This window comes from Corynebacterium jeikeium, from assembly GCA_003955985.1.
Classification (GTDB): domain Bacteria; phylum Actinomycetota; class Actinomycetes; order Mycobacteriales; family Mycobacteriaceae; genus Corynebacterium; species Corynebacterium jeikeium_D.
The window spans coordinates 2,070,667-2,088,701 of sequence record CP033784.1 but is presented as its reverse complement, the minus strand read 5'-3'; the positions used below and the strand labels follow the sequence as shown (position 1 = coordinate 2,088,701).

The 18,035-nt window shown below is 60.0% G+C and carries 15 protein-coding genes; 7 read left to right on the top strand and 8 right to left on the bottom strand.

All coding sequences use genetic code 11. The features are described 5' to 3' along the window. Window positions 1–105: 105 nt before the first annotated feature. Window positions 106–2,622 carry a hypothetical protein gene (locus EGX79_09240; GenBank protein ID AYX82350.1) on the bottom strand — a complete coding sequence of 839 codons (2,517 nt, stop codon included), beginning with the start codon at window positions 2,620–2,622 and terminating at the stop codon, window positions 106–108. 74 nt (window positions 2,623–2,696) lie between these two features. Here EGX79_09240 and EGX79_09235 point away from each other — a divergent pair, with 74 nt between their 5' ends. After that, on the top strand, window positions 2,697–2,885 hold the full coding sequence (locus tag EGX79_09235) for a hypothetical protein (protein ID AYX82349.1): 189 nt from the start codon (window positions 2,697–2,699) through the stop codon (window positions 2,883–2,885). A gap of 439 nt (window positions 2,886–3,324) precedes the next feature. Here the strand turns inward: EGX79_09235 and EGX79_09230 are convergent, their stop codons facing one another. Further along, on the bottom strand, window positions 3,325–3,945 hold the full coding sequence (locus EGX79_09230) for a resuscitation-promoting factor RpfA (GenBank protein ID AYX82348.1): 621 nt from the start codon (window positions 3,943–3,945) through the stop codon (window positions 3,325–3,327). Between the two features lie 870 nt (window positions 3,946–4,815). Here EGX79_09230 and EGX79_09225 point away from each other — a divergent pair. Continuing rightward, on the top strand, window positions 4,816–5,247 hold the full coding sequence (locus tag EGX79_09225; GenBank protein ID AYX82347.1) for a cold shock domain-containing protein: 432 nt from the start codon (window positions 4,816–4,818) through the stop codon (window positions 5,245–5,247). 72 nt (window positions 5,248–5,319) lie between these two features. Here the strand turns inward: EGX79_09225 and EGX79_09220 are convergent, their stop codons facing one another. Both EGX79_09220 and EGX79_09215 read right to left on the bottom strand, forming a co-directional pair. After that, complete coding sequence (locus EGX79_09220; GenBank protein AYX82346.1) at window positions 5,320–5,814, bottom strand: DUF2771 family protein; 495 nt, start codon at window positions 5,812–5,814, stop codon at window positions 5,320–5,322. 122 nt (window positions 5,815–5,936) lie between these two features. Next, window positions 5,937–7,097, bottom strand: a complete 1,161-nt coding sequence (locus tag EGX79_09215; protein AYX82345.1) for a glutamine cyclotransferase — start codon at window positions 7,095–7,097, stop codon at window positions 5,937–5,939. 71 nt (window positions 7,098–7,168) lie between these two features. Here EGX79_09215 and EGX79_09210 point away from each other — a divergent pair, with 71 nt between their 5' ends. The 3 genes from EGX79_09210 to EGX79_09200 all read left to right on the top strand — a co-directional run bounded on the left by EGX79_09210 (window position 7,169) and on the right by EGX79_09200 (window position 10,368). Then, window positions 7,169–7,813, top strand: coding sequence for a DUF3027 domain-containing protein (locus tag EGX79_09210; protein ID AYX82344.1), 645 nt, complete (start codon window positions 7,169–7,171; stop codon window positions 7,811–7,813). Window positions 7,814–7,971: 158 nt separating this feature from the next. Beyond that, complete coding sequence (locus tag EGX79_09205) at window positions 7,972–9,486, top strand: NCS2 family permease (GenBank protein ID AYX82343.1); 1,515 nt, start codon at window positions 7,972–7,974, stop codon at window positions 9,484–9,486. A gap of 9 nt (window positions 9,487–9,495) precedes the next feature. Beyond that, window positions 9,496–10,368: an RNA methyltransferase gene (locus tag EGX79_09200; GenBank protein AYX82342.1), complete on the top strand. Its 873-nt coding sequence runs from the start codon at window positions 9,496–9,498 to the stop codon at window positions 10,366–10,368. A 3-nt stretch (window positions 10,369–10,371) separates the two neighbouring features. Here EGX79_09200 and EGX79_09195 read toward each other — a convergent pair whose 3' ends face one another. The 3 genes from EGX79_09195 to serC form a co-directional block, all read right to left on the bottom strand. Then, window positions 10,372–11,277: a hypothetical protein gene (locus EGX79_09195; GenBank protein ID AYX82341.1), complete on the bottom strand. Its 906-nt coding sequence runs from the start codon at window positions 11,275–11,277 to the stop codon at window positions 10,372–10,374. Between the two features lie 15 nt (window positions 11,278–11,292). After that, window positions 11,293–12,420 (bottom strand): DUF3071 domain-containing protein, encoded by a 1,128-nt coding sequence (locus EGX79_09190; protein AYX82340.1) that lies wholly within the window; start codon window positions 12,418–12,420, stop codon window positions 11,293–11,295. 141 nt (window positions 12,421–12,561) lie between these two features. Continuing rightward, window positions 12,562–13,698: a phosphoserine transaminase gene (gene serC, locus EGX79_09185; protein ID AYX82339.1), complete on the bottom strand. Its 1,137-nt coding sequence runs from the start codon at window positions 13,696–13,698 to the stop codon at window positions 12,562–12,564. Between the two features lie 725 nt (window positions 13,699–14,423). Between serC and EGX79_09180 the strand changes: the two genes are divergently transcribed. Together EGX79_09180 and EGX79_09175 are read left to right on the top strand one after the other, a co-directional pair. After that, window positions 14,424–15,719, top strand: a complete 1,296-nt coding sequence (locus EGX79_09180; protein AYX82338.1) for a citrate synthase — start codon at window positions 14,424–14,426, stop codon at window positions 15,717–15,719. Window positions 15,720–15,935: 216 nt separating this feature from the next. Further along, window positions 15,936–16,295, top strand: coding sequence for an FKBP-type peptidyl-prolyl cis-trans isomerase (locus EGX79_09175; protein AYX82337.1), 360 nt, complete (start codon window positions 15,936–15,938; stop codon window positions 16,293–16,295). A gap of 232 nt (window positions 16,296–16,527) precedes the next feature. Here the strand turns inward: EGX79_09175 and EGX79_09170 are convergent, their stop codons facing one another. Then, window positions 16,528–18,009: an acetyl-CoA carboxylase carboxyl transferase subunit alpha/beta gene (locus tag EGX79_09170; protein ID AYX82336.1), complete on the bottom strand. Its 1,482-nt coding sequence runs from the start codon at window positions 18,007–18,009 to the stop codon at window positions 16,528–16,530. Window positions 18,010–18,035: the final 26 nt, after the last annotated feature.

The window sequence follows — 18,035 nt, the reverse complement described above, 5'->3', positions numbered from 1 at the left end:
GTCAATTCTGCCACGATTACGCAGAAGATGCGGCACGGGCTCGAATCATCCCGAACCGCCACATTCGCTTCTGCATCGCTTTACGACGGTCCGCGCGCCCGCCGCCTAGTCGACAGGATGTACTTCGGTAATGCGATGCAGCAGGAAGCGCAGCACTTGGCTGGTGGCCGGGTCGATTGCATCGACCTGCCCACCGGAGACTGTGACTGGGCGCACGCGCTTGCGGCCGGGTTTGCCGTTGCGGTCAACGTAGCTCAAATACAGGTCGTCACCGTGGCGAGCCGCGCGCTGCAGGAGCTTGAATGCTTCGGTGCCGGAGGCGTAGTCGCTCGTGCCACCGGTGCTAGTGCTGGCACCGGCAGCTGTGCCCGTACCTGTCGTCGAATCCGCAGCCGAGTCAGAGACCCCAGCAGTGCTGCCACTGGCCGTAGCGCCACTGGAACTACCGGCGTGCTCAGCAGCACGGTTGCCATCGGCAATAGCCGTCAACGCCTGGCTGATGCGTTCCGGTTCGGGCATCGTTGTACGCGCAGTGGGCACCGGAGCTGGCGCCTCAATGCGGCAGGGAGCGAGACCGAGATCCAGCACCAAACCCTCTGCATCTTCGGCGATGATGGAAAAGCCCGCATTTCTAGCGGTCTCAATCACCTGGGCAAGCGGGGCCTGGCTAATTAGCACCGTTTCGGCAATCTTCCGCAACGCCAGGCTTTGTCCAGCTTGGTGACTCTGGAATGAGGCCAGCAGGGCCGGGTCGTCACAGCGGATAAACGAAGCTGCGGGGCCACCGCGGAGACGACCGTGGCGGCGGGCGACGTCGTCAAGCAAATAGGTAATGGACTGCGGCACCTCGCCGACGGCGTAGCGCGAAAGAAACTCCGAGATATCGGCGGCATTGATGCCGGCGTCGAGGGCATCGCGAAGGCTGTCTTCGGTCACGCGGTAGACGCTGGCGAGGCCGGGAGATTCCAGCTGCGCAATCGAACTGAGCATGCGTTCCATCTCCGGGGATGCGGGGCCCGGTACGACGATGGTGTTGTCCGCCTGAACCATCAGGTACGAGGCGTTCGGCGGCAAGAGGTTGTTACAGGCGGCACGCAGATCGTCGAAGGCCTCGGCGGTACCGGATTCGATGAGCGCGACCATGGCTTTGCCGACCTCGCTAAGGCCGACGGAAATCGTTTCCACGCCCGGGTCCCGCACGACGATGCCGAGGGCGACCAGCTCGTCGACCACGCCACTGAGCGTCTCGTCCGTGCACCTCGCGTTGGTAATCGGGTAGTAGTAGGCGGCGCATTCACGCAGGTCAGTCAGAGCAACGATGTCGTTGTCGCTTGCCGACGACGCCACCTGCGCACAGCAGGCCAGCACCATTTCCCGGATTGACGGTACCCCGGAGAGCCGAGCTTGTGGGGAGAGTAGAGCAATGCGCTTGCCTTCCTCATTGAGCTGGTCGACCCGCCAGGGAGCTGCGTCGCTAGTGCGAGTGCCGACCGTCAAACTCACCCACCGGTCAACCAGGTCGGCGTCGAGGAAGCCGTCGGCTGCCAGCGTGGGGGCGAAATAGTCACCACCGCTGTCGTGCAGTGGCAGCGGATGTGGAGTACCGACATGAACCAGGCCCGCTGCACTGAGATTAGCCACGCCGCGAGCCAACTCCGAGATGTCGACGCCGAGCTCCTCGATGAGACTGCGGGTTTCCCGCACTCCGATGACACCGTTTTTCAAGGTCGGCGCGGGGTCGGTTCCCAGCAAGTCCAGCAGGTCAGTCGCCTGTCGCAAAGTTTCCCAGGCAGTGGCGGCAGCACGGTCGTTACCGCTGGCGATCGCGTGGGTAGCGGGGGTTTCGGGGCGCAGGGGGACGTCGTCGTCGGCAAGCCCGACTCCACGCATAAGCGCGCGAACGGTGGCGGGCAGGCGGACGGTGCCCTCGTCGATGCGTTCGAGCAGGCCGGCGTTGATGAGCGCTGGGACCGGCAGTGAAGGGTCGGCATCCGGATGAGCGTCCTTTGTGACGCCGAGCCCTCCGGAGTTGGCGAGGGTATCCAGGAGACGCTGCTGCCTGTCTGTGACCTCGGTGAGTGCCGTGCGTAGCTGGCTGCGGCTGGGGCCATCGGGATTGGGCAGAAGATACCAGCCAGGTGGCAACGAGGTGGCGACCTCATCGCTGAGGCAGAAGTAGTCCTGCCAGGGCAGAGGCTTCTTGCGGGTGGACTTGCCGGTGAAGGTGCCGCGGGGGCCGGGACCGTTGCCCCAGATGAGTCCGTATTCGCGCAGGGTATCGAGGCTTGTCCGAATATGCGTGGCCGTGGGCCGTTGATTGGCGGGAACCTCTGCTCGAGAGAGTAAGTCGAGAATGTAGTCGATGAGGGCGTCCGCAGTGACGGGTTCGGCGTCAGCACCGAGGTCGGCGGCGGCCTCAATGCAGGCGAGCTCCAGTGCGGGCAGTCTGGTCAGCGCGCGGGAGACAGAAGCGCGGAGCTGGAGCCTTGCCGCTAGCACCTGGGAAGACTTCGGCGGTGGCGACAGCGCATCGGGGCGATTGCTGAGGATAGTGCCCACAAATTGGTCTGGTTGACCTGCCAGCCAGTCGGAAAAGAGTGCAAAGGGGGTGGTGCTAGTCATGACAATCCCCACTTTAGTGAGATTTAAGGAGGGGAGAAGGTGACTGGGGAGAAAATTTTTGGGATAATCTCAGCATGGCTAACGTTGCAAAGAAATCCTATGTCGATCCCGGCTGGCCGAAGGACCTCGAGCCTGGTCAGCACGCTGTTACTGAACTGATTGCTCACCACGCTGGTGCAGATTCGCCTTTCGGCGACATTGAGTTCCCGGTTGATCCGGAGACTCTGGGTTACGTGCACCCGACCACGGTGATTAACAAGTAATCTTTTAGGTTCTTAGCAGAGCTACATCTGCTGGAGGCCCGCAGCCGTGACTGCTAGTTCAGTCATGGCTGCGGGTTTTCACATCTGTGGCCTCGGGGCGGGGGCTTGAGTAGGGGCGCTTGAAGTGGGGGCTTGAAGTGGGCGGGGGCTTATTCAAGCCCGTTTCCGGTTAATCCACCGGAATGGCCCCATGGATGCGGGCTGCAAATGTGAAACTGTGTAAGTTTATGACACTTTCAAGCCATTTTTCGGGCCATTTTTGTCATAAACGCAGTCACTAACTCGCGTTGGCACGCCGTTGCCAGCCATAAACGCAGACAGTAATTCACGCAGTCACTAACTCGCATTGGGTCGGCACCGCCAATCTGCGGAAGGCAAAAAGTAGCCCCGAGGGGATTACCCTCGGGGCTACTGTGATGAGCTGGCTAGCTCGAAAGTCTTAGATCAGACCCTGCAGCTTCGACAGGTCGAACGGAATGGCTGCGACCAGTTCCTGCGGGAGCTCAACCTCGCCGGTCAGTGCACGGAACTCAGCGATGAGTGCCTGAGCGTCGGACAGGCTGTCGACGTTGGACAGGCGGTCAGCGAACTGCTGAACCAGGTCGGTCTTGGAGTCGGAAGCAGCAGCTGCCGGAGCGGCCTGTGCGCGAACAGGAGCGGAGCCCTGGCTCGGGTGCGGACGATCGGTCGGGCCGGAGGAGAGACCCAGGCTTGCGGAGCAAGCCGGCCATGCGCCCCAACCCTGCTGAGCCAGGACCTTCTCAGCAACGTAGATCTGCTGCTCGCGGGAAGCCTGATCAGCGGTCGAAGCGAACTCGTTACCACCGAAAGCGTTCCAGGTGCTTGCGGAGAACTGCAGACCGCCGTAGTAGCCGTTTCCGGTGTTGATGTGCCAGTTGCCACCGGACTCACACTGTGCCAGGCGGTCCCAGTCGGAGTCCGGAGCTGCAGAAGCGGTCGGTGCGAAGATAGCGGCACCGGCACCGAGGATTGCGCCGGTCAGTGCAACCTTTGCCGAAGTGGAAGCGAAGGTGTTGGTCTTAGCTGCGTGGCGAGCCATATGAAAATTTCCTTTTCGTCGATTTTCTTTGTGGCGCCAGTGGGGCTAATGCAACCCCATCTCACTCTTATGGAAAGTTCTTCACGTTGTTGATAACGGGCCGATGTCATCGCACTGGAGTGAGATGAAGGCGATCTATGCGACTTCGTCCGTTAAACGCGTCGATTGCACACCGTAGCGGTTGATAACGAAATAGTCACGCGAATCGCCGGATTCTTAATTTTGAGCGCAGGTGGGAAATATACATAAAAGTAGGTGAAACTGCAGGTAAAAGACGTGACTGTTATTGGTGTTGTGTAAGTTAAAACTTCAAAATGTGATAAAGCTCACGTTATCGTCTTGTTATTTTTCCGGTTTTGGCGCGCCGCATGCACTGAGAAGGATGGCCATAAGAGATAGCCATAAAGAACCAACGCTGGCAGTTAGTTGCCGTCTCGGTGCGTCAATCCGCGAGAGTGCTCGCTTCACACAGATCCGTCTTCCCTTTATGTCCCCATCTATGGGTATAATTGAGTTCTTTAGGTAATCGGAGGTGACGTGCACATGCACGCCGCTACCGCTGCCGCCACTTCGCACTAGTAAGCAGTAATAAATAATGTGTTCCCGGTTGGAGTGCGTCCTGTTTTGGTCGCACCTTAATTAAAGGAACACCATTAAGACAGCACCCGGCCTGGCATATCCTCGCGGTCCTGTCTGGCCAAGCTCGCCCCGAGCGAGCCTCTAACTCTGGCCATTTGTGCGTGCGAGGACGGTGGCAAATGCGGAAGAATTGCATCTCCGATCCGAAGACCCCGAAGGGCAGTCACCGCTGCACAAGGGGAACGAGGTTGAGTGCCCCCAGTCACAGGGCACGGGAAGGTTAGGTGGAAAGTGCCCATCGGTAAGGTCAGGTGGTACGACAAGGATCGCGGTTTTGGCTTCGTTTCGAATCCGGACGGTGAAGATGTCTACATCGGCAGGAACGTGCTGCCGAAAGGCGTGGAAGAACTCGTAACTGGTCAGCGCCTGGAGTACGACTACGCTGACGGCCGCCCAGGCCCGCAGGCTCTCCGGATCAAGGTGCTCGACGAGGGACCGCGCGGTGCCCGTCACCGCCGTGGCGGGGCAGGTGGGGGCGCAGGAGCCCGTCGTCAAGCAAAGAAGCACAGCCCCAGCGATCTCAACGGCATGATTTCGGACATGATTTCCATGCTGGAGTCGACGGTGCAGCGTGACCTGCGCGCCGGGCGTTACCCGGAGCGTAAGGACGGCCACCAGATGGCTGAAGTCCTGCGTGCGGTCGCGCGCGAGCTGGACTCGTAAGTCGGTAGAAGATGTGAAAAACGCCCGCTCACGAAGGTGGATAACCTCAGTGAGCGGGCGTTTTGCTGTGCTTTACGACTGTTCGTTGACGATCGACCAAGTAATACCGTAGGTGGTCTCTTCACCCTCGGAGTTCTTTCCGATGAGCGCGGTGGAAACCTCCACGACCCCGAGTGGGGTGCGTTTGCCGGCAACAGCTGCGGAGCCGGCGATGGTCTCGGTCGTGGCTTCGCCCGGATCCTTGCGAGAGGTGGAGTTGACCGCATCGTCGGAGAAGAAACGCTGCAGAGTCCAAGAGTTAGAGCCAACAGTGGAGCCGACGTTAACCTCAGCTGTCTCCTGCTCGCCCAGGGAGATCTTGGCGGCGTTGGCCTCAGTCGTGGTGCAGGCATTCTTCTCAAAGAGGTCGCAGACACGGTAGGGAAGAACCTCTGTGGTTTCGCCGTCCTGAATGACCTCGATGGACAGCGCGTGCGGGTCGTCGATTGCCTGGTTGGTCCACTTATTGACGGCAAGGACAATGCCGGTGACGACAAGACCCACCACGACAATAGCGCCGACAACCATGAACGCCTTACTATTCTGTTGCCAGCGGCGCCTACTCGATCCCATCAACTCTCACTTCCCGACATTCGTAACGGAATTGAAGCTACGTTCAGTCACACTAGCCGTTCTCGGGCTAGATACTGCTATTCACTCACGGTAACACGGTAGGCCGTGGGCCATTTCTTCCCTGTGAGCAGGAACTGGCGGGGGCCATTGGGGGAGGTAGAGGAAGAATCCGGCAATAGAGCAATGCCGTTGAGCACATCAATACTGTTTTGCTCTGCCGGGGAGAGCTGCGCGTACAAGTCGCGGAAGAGCTCGGTGGCATCGACGATGCCTGTGACCTTTCCGTCTTCCGGGTTGATGCGGTAGATGAATGGACTCTGCCAGACGTTGGCCCAAATCTCGCGGTGCGATTGCGGGGAGTTTGGTCCGTCCGCGTTGCTCTGGTTGTTTGAATCGCTCGTGTCCGCTGGTGCTTCGTCCGGAGCTGCGTCCGGGGCTATGTCGGTGTCGACAGTGACGCACTCGAGTTCGTTGAGCCACGTTGTCTCTGTACCTGCTGCAGTGACGGGCAGTTGACGCTGGGAAGAGAGGTCATCGGGGGCGCGGAAAGTGAGGGTGCCACTGCCGTCGGAGGTCACGATGGTGTCCTCGAAGGAGCACGCGCCCCAGCCTTCGGTGTCGAAGGGAACCTCGCGACGCTGCTTGAGAGTAGCCGCGTCGCGTTCAATGGCGCGTCCTTCCTTCCACGTCAGCTGCCACACGGTATCTCCATGACGGGTAATCCCCTCGCCGAAGAGTTCAGGCTGTAAATCTTCCACGTTGGTCGGCTCGGCTGCAGAGTTGTCGAGCCACTGCGGTAATCGGTAAATCTGGGACTCACCGTAGAGGCCGGTGCCCATCAACAAAGAACCATCGGGTTCGAACTCAAGGCCCTGGACAAAAGGCGCAGCGACATTCTTCTCCGTGGGAAGTGGTGGAGCCAAGACAGGATAGGACTGCTCGATGGCCAGTTTCAGTGTCGGAACGTCACCGAGCCCCGGCACCTTATCGGCACCGACCAGCTCGGAGGGATTAACCGATGCCGAAGTCGACCTTGGGGCGGTGCCGGAGTTCGAGTCCGCACTAGCTCCACTAGAAGGGGCCTCGCCTGAGGGATCGCCACCTGAACCAGTTTCAGCCGCACAGCCGGCCAATAGGGCGGCAGTTGCCACGGAGAGGATGGCAGCTCGGACCGTCGTAAAGCGTGATGAGTGGAAAGGGCGGGCGAGTTTTGCATCGCCCGACGGGAATCTGTCCATAGCTTCACTCTAGGATAGGAAACGTGACTGAAAATCGACGACGTTCCCGAAACAGCCGCCGACGGGGGAAGGTGATGAATCACCAGGCGGTCGACACTGCCCGTACCGCTATTGAAGAGCTCGGGGAGGGGCCTGCCGGCGCGCACACCGGTGTAAGTGTCGTAGGCGAGGGCGTTGCGGTGCATCGTTTTGCGGCTGACCTGCCCGGATACAGGGGCTGGGAGTGGCATGTGGTGGTCGCGTGCGCGCCGGGCACTCAACAGGCGACGGTCAGTGAAGTGGCTCTTGTCCCTGGCGAAACCGCGCTGCAGGCGCCTGAATGGGTGCCCTACGAGGAGCGGCTGCGCCCCGGTGACCTCGGTCCACGCGATTTGTTGCCGGCTGCAGTGGGAGATGAGCGACTCGACGGCGATGACTTGCAGACCCGCACCTTGTCGGCGCGTGGTGTGGAAGACACCGAGCAGCGTTGGGAAGAGGGCGATACCGGCCCCGAGAGTGACTTTGCTCGGGAAGCATTGCACCGTTGCCGAACCTGCGCCTTTATGGTCCCGCTGACCGGGCCGCTCGGTAAGAACTGGGGCGTGTGCGTTAACGAATGGACATTCGATGCCACGGCCGTAAGCTTTGACCACGGCTGCGGTGCTCACTCAGCTATCCCGGAAGTAACGGGGCAGGGTGCACCGGTGGCGGAACCCTACCAGGATTCCCACCTGTAGCTTTCCACCTAGGCAAACGCGATGACGAAGAAGGTGCAGTTTCGACGCCACCGTGGCCCCAGAGACTGCACCGTTACGGTTTTCGGCACAAAAATTCCGCTCTGACACGGATAAACACGTGACACGGATAGTAAAGAGACTCTAGAGAGGCATAAAAAATGGACAAAGGTACGTCCACCTCTGCAACATCCTCAGATGAGGCGAAGGACTCCAAGCCTGCACGGAAGGGGAGCCATCTTTCGGCAGTGGACCGCTATTTTCACATCACGGAGCGCGGTTCGACGACCGTGACCGAGATTCGCGGTGGCGTAGTGACCTTCTTCGCGATGGCCTACATCATTCTGCTCAACCCGCTGATCCTCGGCAATATCGAGGATGTCAACGGCAATAGCCTGGGGATACCACAGGTCGCCGCTGTCACCGCGCTCGCCGCGGGTGTCATGACCATTACTTTTGGTCTCTTTGCCAAGTACCCCTTCGGCATTGCGACGGGCCTGGGCATCAACACCCTGGTTGCCGTGACATTCGTTGCTAACGAGGGGCTGGCCTGGGAAGAAGCGATGGGCCTGGTCGTGCTGGACGGCGTGATTATCGTGCTGCTGGCGCTGACCGGATTCCGCACAGCTGTCTTCCACGCGATTCCGTCCGATATGAAGGCCGCGATGAGTGTGGGTATCGGCCTATTCATTGCCATGATTGGTCTGGTCGACGGTGGCCTGGTTCGCCGTATTCCCGATGCCGCTGACACGACTGTTCCGGTGCAGCTCGGCATCAATGGTCAGATTGCCTCGTGGCCGACCGCCGTGTTCGTCCTCGGGCTGATTATCTGCGGCATCATGGTTGTCCGCAATATTCCAGGTGGCCTGTTCATCGGCATCGTGCTGAATACCATCATTGCGCTCGCAGTCGAGGCCTTGACGGATGCGGGCCCCTCCTTCGCTGATGGCAAGCCAGTGCCGACCGGTTGGAATCTTGCGGTACCGACTCTGCCGGACCGCGTAGGCGGCATGCCGGACTTGTCCCTCGTTGGAGCTGTGGATCTTTTCGGATCCTTTGCCCGCGTCGGTGCCCTCAGCGCCACCATGCTGCTGTTTACCTTGGTCCTGGCGAACTTCTTCGATGCCATGGGCACGATGACTGGTCTGGGCAAGCAGGCCGCACTTGTCGATGAAGACGGTGTGCTGCCGGACATGAAGCGCGCACTGGTTGTCGAAGGCACCGGTGCCATTGTCGGTGGTGCAGTCAGCTCCTCGTCGAACACCGTCTTTGTGGACTCCGCAGCGGGCATCGCCGATGGTGCACGCACTGGCCTTGCCAACATTGTCACCGGCATCCTCTTTCTGGCAGCGATGTTTTTCACCCCGCTCTATGAAATCGTGCCCATCGAGGCTGCCGCGCCAGTGCTGGTCATCGTCGGTGCCATGATGATCGGGCAGATTACCGAGATTGATTTCACCCGTTTCGACATCGCACTGCCGGCATTTTTGACTATTGTCACCATGCCGTTTACCTACTCGATTGCAAATGGTATCGGCATCGGTTTCATCACCTTTGCTGCGATGGCTATCTTCTCGGGTCGTGCCAAGTCCGTACATCCGCTGATGTGGATTGTCTCCGGCCTGTTCATCATCTACTTCGCCGCCGATCCGTTCACCGCTCTGCTGGGCGGCTAAAGAGTTTCCATGAGTACCACCACATCCCTCGAACGCTTTGCGCCCATCGTCGTCGACGATCCCGCCGACAGCCGTCTCGATGACATCCGCAACCTCAACAAGTCCGATTCCCGCCCCGATTTGCCCGGTGGGAAGGGGCTGGTCATCGCCGAAGGCACGCTCATTGTGCCGCGGTTAGTGCGCTCACGCTTTCCGCTCCGCGCAGTCTTTGGTACTCGCCAGAAGCTCGCATCGCTTGCCGACGGACTGACCGCGAGCGAGGCCGCTATTGCGGAAACGGTGCCCTGGTTTGAACTCGACCGCGAGGTTCTGGCCGCAGCGGCCGGATTTGATCTTCACCGCGGCCTTCTGGCCACCGCTGACCGCGCGCCGGAGCTATCGGTGGACCAAGTTCTGAGCGGAGCCACCACCTTGGCCGTGATGGAGGGAGTCGGTGACCACGAGAACATCGGAGCCCTGTTCCGTAACGCGGCGGGCATGGGCGTGGATGGGGTCGTCTTCGGCGCGGCCTGCGCCGATCCGCTGTATCGCCGCAGCGTGCGCGTTTCCATGGGGCATGTGCTGACAGTCTCATTTGCGACTCTGCCCGGTACTACGACCACCTGGCAGCGAAGCCTGGACCAGCTCAAAGAGCAGGGCTTCCGCGTGGTGTCGATGACCCCTGCGGGCACGGTGGACCTGTGGGATGCCATGGACACGGACAAGGTCGCGATTCTCGTTGGCGCTGAGGGGCAGGGGCTTACCGAGCACGCGATGGCAGCCACCGATGTGCGTGCTCGCATTCCCATGTCACCGGGAACTGACAGCCTGAATGTGGCTACCTCCGCGGCGATCGCGTTCTACGAGCGACTGCGCGTTCAGTCGCAGCGCGCAGGGCGGTAGAAACTATTTCCCGAACTTGCCTCGCGCCCGCTGCCAGGTGCGGCCAGCGAAGTTCTTGGCCTTAGCCCCAAAGCGACTGAGCTCCTCCAGAAAGTCTCGGTTCGGCTCTGCGTTGTGAACTTCGTAGTCGTCGTAGGCGCGGTCAAGCTCTGCGCCAGACTCGGACGAACCCGGCTCACCCATTAGCCCGCGTGGACTACGAGACGTCGAATACGAAGCCCCGGGAGCCGCACGACGGCCATCCACCGCAAAACCACTAACAGGGATATCGGTAGCGGGCGAATGCGGGTCGAATCCGAGCCAGTCGGTGATGACGGCGTCGGCAAGCTCTGCCGGAACGAACGGCAAACCGACCCCCTCGCGTGGACGTGAACCCGTACCTTCGAAAGCATCGGGCAGCGGGCGGTGCTTGCCCGCCCAGAAGCTGCCCTCTGCGGGGCAGGGAAGACCGATGTCTTCCAGTGTGCGGTAGCGAGTAGCGGAGAAAGCACGCTTGAGCTCACCATCGTGCCAATGCGCAAAGGCACCGAAGCCCGTGGATTTATTCGACACACTCGCGTAGACGTCCGTGGCGGCAATCTCCTGGCGCAGACGAGGCGACAGCTTGGACAGCTGCGAGACATCATCGAGAACCGTCTGCAGTACGGCAACGCCCTCAAATCCACCGATGTAGTATTCACCGTCACCGGTTTCCGCCGAGCGGTTGAGCGGGAAATCACCAATCGGTGTTACCGGCAACGTCGAGTCATAGAGAGCTAGGAAACGACGCCCGAAACCGCGGTCATGCTGAACACCTGTCTCCAGGGTCGCAGCAGGGTCATTGGTGCTGATAAACCAAATCGTGACTACACCGCGGCGAATCGCGGAGAATTCGAAATCAGAAGCGTTGCCACTGGTCATGGAGCTCATTGTCGAGGGAAACTCCTACTTCTTCGGGCCGTTCGGACGTACGCCGAGTAGCACATCCTCCCACGACGGCATGACAGTCTTCTTCTTGCGCTTCGGCTGCTCCGCGTCCGGGTGCTGCAAGAACTCCGCCTCGTCAATATCGTCGTCGGCGGCATCGCTTTGCGACGGAACATCCTGCTCCCCGTGGCCTCGCTGCGGCTCCGCCGAAGACTGCCATGCGGCTGGCATCTCAGAGGTATCCGCGGTATCAGCAGCTCGATTGGCCTGCGGAGCCAAGTCTCGGTTGCGGCGGGCAAAGTCGGGGTCAATCAGCTCTGCTGCCAGCTCATTGCGAGCAATGGTGAGCGCGGAAAGTCCCTCCGCCTGGTAACTCCACTCAGCTACGTTGGTGGTGTGGCCGACATTCCAAGTAACCGTCACAATCCACTGTCCACTCGGGTCGCGGTAGGCGTCCCACGAGGCATCGGCGAGTTCCTGGCCACGGGCGGCAAAAGCGGTGGCGAGAATCTCCCACAGGGACAACTTGGCCGGGCCATCAATGCGACGTGGCTTCGACTGCTTGCCGAGCTCCGCAATACGTGCGCGCTCCGCAAGCACCGGGTAGGCGAAGGACTCAATCTTGCGCGGCTGCATGCCGCTGTACTCAATGAGCTCCTCCACCGTCTGGCCGCTGCGAATGCGATCCTGGATTTCGCGCGGCGACAAAACTACGCGGGGCTCTTCCAGAACTGGCTTCGGTGCCGTTGGAGTCTTCTTCGGTGCCCCGCCTGCCGTAGCGGAGTTGCCGGCCGCCTCGCTGCCTTCGGCCGCGTCGCCGCTTGCGGTGGTGGCTTCCGCTGTGCTGCCACTAGTGGAACTTCCGTCGGTGGAGCCCCTCTCTGCGGTAGCACTCTCCCCAGAGCTACCGCTGGCAGTGGCGGTGGCGGCGCTGGATCCGTCGGCAAGCGATGCGGAATCAGCTACAGCAGGGGAACCAGTGGCATCGGCGAGCTCGAAGTGCTCGACCAGGAAAGTGCGCAGGTTCTCGTCGAGAGGCAGCGTGAAGCGAAGTCCCTCCTGCCGTTCCTGCTCGGTGATATCGGCGGGAACGAGAATCAGTGAATCGGTCACATCGCCGTCCAGAACGGGCTTCAGCTCCCTCATGCGAGAACCTCCTTGTTGGTCGACGTTATAAGTAATGCTCACTAATCATGGTAAACGACAAAACTCCCGCGTCACGGACAAATGGGGCAATGCCCTTGCGCGTGGCGCGGGAGTTATGCGGCTGAGGCCGGTATTTGGCTGTTACTTTGCAGCGTAGCCGTTGTCCAGAACCCAGTCGATAGCGCCAGTCAGACGACGGATGTCCTCCGGGTCGATGGCCGGGAACATACCGATGCGCAGCTGGTTGCGGCCCAGCTTGCGGTACGGCTCGATGTCGAGGATGCCGTTGGCGCGCAGAACCTTGGCAATCTGTGCGGCGTCGATGTTGTCCTCGAAGTCGATGGTGCCGACGACCAGCGAGCGCTTTGCAGCATCGGTGACGAACGGAGTTGCCTCCGCACGGTTCTCAGCCCAGTTGTAGAGGTGGGAGGAGGACTCGGTGGTGCGGGCAACCATGCCGTCGAGGCCGCCGTTGGCGTTCATCCACTTGACCTGATCAGCCAGCATCAGCAAAGTGCCGACGGCCGGGGTGTTGTAGGTCTGGTTCTTGCGGGAGTTATCAACGGCAGTCTGCAGGTTCAGGAAAGCCGGGATGAAGCGGTCGGAAGAATTGATCTTCTCAATACGCTCGATGGCAGCCGGGGACATTGCAGCCAACCAGATGCCGCCGTCAGAAGCGAAGCACTTCTGCGGGGAGAAGTAGTAGACGTCAGCCTGGGACATGTCGACCGGGAGGCCGCCGGCACCGGAGGTGGCATCGATAGCCACGAGCTGGCCCTCGGAGCCTGCCGGGCGGGTGACCGGAACCATGGTGCCGGTGGAGGTCTCGTTGTGAGCCCAACCAATAAGGTCAACGCCCTCTTCGCCAGCGACAACCTCAGGTGCGGAACCCGGCTCTGCTTCGATGATCTGCGGAGCGTCGAGCCACGGAGCCATCTTGGAGGCCTTGGCAAACTTGGAGGAGAACTCACCGTAAGTCAGGTGAGCGGACTTCTTCTCGATGAGCCCAAAGGTGGCAGCATCCCAGAAAGCGGTTGCGCCGCCGAGGGACAGGACAATCTCGTAGCCGTCCGGAAGCTGGAAGAGCTCAGCCAGACCCTCGCGAACCTCACCAACAACGTTCTTCACTGCCGGCTGACGGTGGGAGGTACCCATGATAGAGGTACCGCCGTCAACGATTGCCTGAATCTGTGCCGGGCGAACCTTCGACGGACCGCAACCAAAGCGGCCGTCGCCGGGCTGGAACTCTTCAGGGAGGACTGGGAATTGATCGCTCATATGAGGCGCAACCTTTCAAAGTGCATTCAAAGTGAAGCTTGATATACAGCCGTTGTCTTCAAACTCTAGCGGTAATCGGGGGTACTTATAGCAAAAGGGTGGGGTTCAATTGCCCCCGCTTCCGTACTTTGCATAACAAAACAGGGTGGATTGGCGTATTTGCAAAGTTTGCGAAGATTTTTTTCCAGTTTTGTTGGTGCTGAAAACTTGGCGGTGTGGGGCCTCGGGCGGGCGGCGAGGGGTGAATTATTGTGGATTTAGTCGATGTGTTTTCGGGCGTCGGCTCGATGGCTTTTGAACTTTTAAAGACATTGGCCGCTGAATGGGCTCCCGACCTCCTGATTAGTAAATGAGCAGTGACAACGTAATAAACCCGTTTTTTCCATTTGCATTTCGGGGTGAAGAGGGGTCAAGATTGGGTAAGCCCAGGCTGCCCGAATGGGGTAGAGGGTGTTGCACTGCTCACACTCTTTGATATTGTGTGTTCTAATCCACTGCAGGTGTCGGTTCTTTATGGTTACGACACGGTCGATGTGAACTAAGCAAACTTTTTTCACAGGGCAAGATGCAATGGAACGCAAATGTCGCGCATAATTGAATCATTGAAAACAATGCGACCCCGAAGGGGTGGCGTGGAGTTGGGAGGCAGCATGCTGTTTTCCGCTGTGCCTGCTTCCCCCGCACTCTGGAGTCGTTAAGAAAAATTTTTCTGTGAAAGGGAAGTTGTGGCTACTAAAGACGGCAAAGCTGTACTCCACTACCCGGGCGGCGAGTTCGAGATGGACATCGTCAAGGCAACCGAGGGTAACGACGGTATCGCACTGGGCAAGATGCTCCAGGAAACTGGACTGACCACCTTTGACCCAGGCTACACCGCCACCGGTTCTACCGAGTCCAAGATCACTTACATCGACGGCGGTAACGGCATTCTGCGCTACCGCGGTTACCCGATTGAGCAGCTGGCTGAGAAGGCTACCTTCAACGAGGTTTCCTACCTGCTGATTCACGGCCACCTTCCGTCTGAGGAAGAGCTTGCGCAGTTCAACCACGACATTCGTCACCACACCCTGCTGGACGAGGACTTCCGTCGCGCATTCAGCATCTTCCCGCGTGGCGCACACCCGATGCAGACCCTGGCTTCCTCGGTCAACATTCTGGCTTCCTACTACCAGGACGAGCTGGATCCGCTGAACGAAGAGCAGCGCAACCTGGCTGCGGTTCGCCTGATGGCTAAGGTCCCGATGCTGGCTGCATACGCTTACCGCGCATCCAAGGGTGAGCCGTACATGTACCCGGACAACAACCTGAACGCTCGCGAGAACTTCCTGCGCATGATGTTCGGTTACCCGACCGCTGACTACGAGGTTGACCCGGTAGTGGTTGACGCTCTGGACAAGCTGCTCATCCTGCACGCTGACCATGAGCAGAACTGCTCCACCTCCACCGTCCGCATGGTCGCTTCCTCCGGCGCTTCCATGTTCGTCTCCATCGCTGCTGGTATCAACGCTCTGTCTGGCCCGCTGCACGGTGGCGCTAACCAGGCTGTTCTGGAGATGCTCGAGGACATCCAGCAGAACCACGGTGGCGACGCAACCGAGTTCATGAACCGCGTGAAGAACAAGGAGCCGGGCGTCCGCCTGATGGGCTTCGGTCACCGCGTCTACAAGTCCTACGACCCGCGTGCAGCTATCGCTAAGAAGACCGCTCACGAGGTGCTCCAGCACCTCGGCGGCGACGAGCTGCTGGATCTGGCTATGAAGCTGGAAGAGATTGCACTGGCTGATGACTACTTCGTCTCCCGCAAGCTCTACCCGAACGTTGACTTCTACACCGGTCTGATTTACCGCGCCATGGGCTTCCCGACGGACTTCTTCACCGTCCTGTTCGCCATCGGCCGCCTCCCGGGCTGGATCGCTCAGTTCAACGAGCAGGTCACTGACCCGGCATCGAAGATCAACCGTCCTCGCCAGATTTACACCGGCGAGACCGAGCGTGACTTCGTTCCGCGCGACCAGCGCTAAGGATTTTCTAGCGATTACCGCGTAGGAGTTTCTCGCAGGTAACCCAGCATAGAAAAGTCCAGCGTTGAAAACGCGAAAAGGCGCGTACTAGCCTTCGAAAGGTTGGTACGCGCCTTTTATTTTTCCTAGAATTCTAAGAAACCCCATTTAAGTTGGGTCCATTTACGTTGGGCTGAATACCAACTGTGAAAAAGCCAACCGTGATAGGAGATTGTCTTGTCCAAGCCAGAACTCACTGCTAAGTCCGGTCCGGCTCCGACGGAACTCGTCATCAACGACCTCACTGTCGGTGACGGCAAGGAGGCCACCCCGGGTGCTCGTGTCGAGGTCCACTACGTGGGTGTTGACTACGAAACCGGTGAAGAGTTCGACTCTTCCTGGAACCGTGGCCAGTCCATCGAGTTCCCGCTGAACGGCCTGATTGCCGGTTGGCAGGAAGGCATTCCGGGCATGAAGGTCGGCGGTCGTCGCGAGCTGATTTGCCCTCCGGAGAAAGCTTACGGCCCGGCTGGTGCAGGACACTTCCTGTCTGGTAAGACCCTGGTCTTCGTCATCGACCTGTTGGACGTTAAGTAGAAGTCCGCATGCTAGCTCTGTTGGCCGGCTGAGCTTCGCTCCGCTTCGCGGTTCCTGCTCATCCCTCCGTCGGCGGTTTGCAGGATTTCCGGCGAAGAAAGTGACTGCGTTTATGACACTTCAGGCGTGAAAAATTGCCCAAAAGTGTCATAAACTCAGTCACTTTCTTGCTTTCTGAGGTTGGGGTGGGGACTGAAGGCCCAAACCAGCCCCACACCAGGCCCCAGCCCCCTTACTCGCTCAGCGCGAAGCGACGGTAGTGGTCGAAACGCTGCTCACGGCCAACGCGAGCCGGATTCTTCTCTAGCTCCCAGAGGGCGTGCTCGATAGCACTCAGAGCACGGCGGGGCAGTTCGGCCGGATTCTCAGGTTCGGCCACAATCTCGTCGATAACCCCGGTCTTCAGCATGGTCTCGGCGCCAACGCCCTGCTCCTCCATCATTTCCGGGGCATGCTCGGTGTCTCGGTAGATAATCGCCGAAGCACCCTCCGGCGGCAACGGAGACATCCAGGCATCGTGCATTGCCAGCACGCGGTCAGAGGGCAGCATGGCCAGCGCACCGCCACCGCAGCCCTGGCCGAGAATGAGTGACACGGTCGGAACCTTCAAGTTCACCAGCGTGGTCAAGGTGCGGGCAATCTCGCCGGCCATGGCATTTTCCTCGGCGTCCTTGGTCAACTCAGCGCCTGGGGTGTCAATGACCGTGACCAGCGGAATGTTCAGGCTTTCCGCGATGCGCATCGCACGGCGGGCAAAACGCAGTGAGCCCGGCCCCATTGGATGCGTGCCCAGCGGCGGCTGGTTATGGCGATCCTGGGCGACCAGAATCACCGGCCGCTCACCAATCCGCGCCAGGCGAGCCCGAACCGACAGCGACTTGTGGCCATCGCCGGTGCCGGAGATTGGCACGGAGCAGTCGACAAGGGCATCGATAATATCGCCGCCACCTGGACGAGAAGTATCGCGGGTGCGCAGGATAGCTTCCCAGGTATCGCGACCGTCAATGGCTGCTACTGGCGGTGGGGTGGGTTCGCTGGGGTCTCCGTCGGCAAGCACGTCGATGGTGCGGCGGACAGCGCCGCGCAGACCTTCGAGCGGAATGATGCCGTCGATAATGCCCTGCTTGAACAGGTTCTCGGAGGTCTGAACGCCTTCGGGCATGGGTTCGCCGGTAGCGAGCTCGACGACGCGCGGGCCGAGGAAGCCGAGAAGTGCGCCGGGCTCTGCGAAGGTGAAGTGGCCTGCCGACCCCCACGACGCCATGACACCACCGGTGGTGGGATTGCGCAGGTACACCAGGAATGGCAAGTGAGAATCCTTGTGGCGCGCCACTGCGGTGGTAATAGAGATCATGAGCGCGAACGCCGCAGTGCCCTCCTGCATGCGAGTGCCGCCCGAGGTCGGGGAGAGCAACAGGGGCAGCTGCTCCGCAGTCGCGCGCTCGATGCTGCGAATAATACGACGAGCGGTTGCGGCGCCGATAGAACCGCCGAGGAAGCCGAACTCAGAACAGATGACGGCGACGCGCTTGCCGCCGACGGTGCCTTCGCCGGTGATAACGGCCTCATCGAGACCGGTTTTCTCAGCGGCGCGGGACAGTGTGCCGCGGTAGGCCTCGTCGATGTTGCCGTGCTCGGGCGCGCCGTCCCAGGATGTGAAACTTCCGTGGTCGAGGACGGTATCTATTACTTGTTGGGCGCTGATTCTAGCCATACCTCCACGGTAGTAAACAAGGGGTA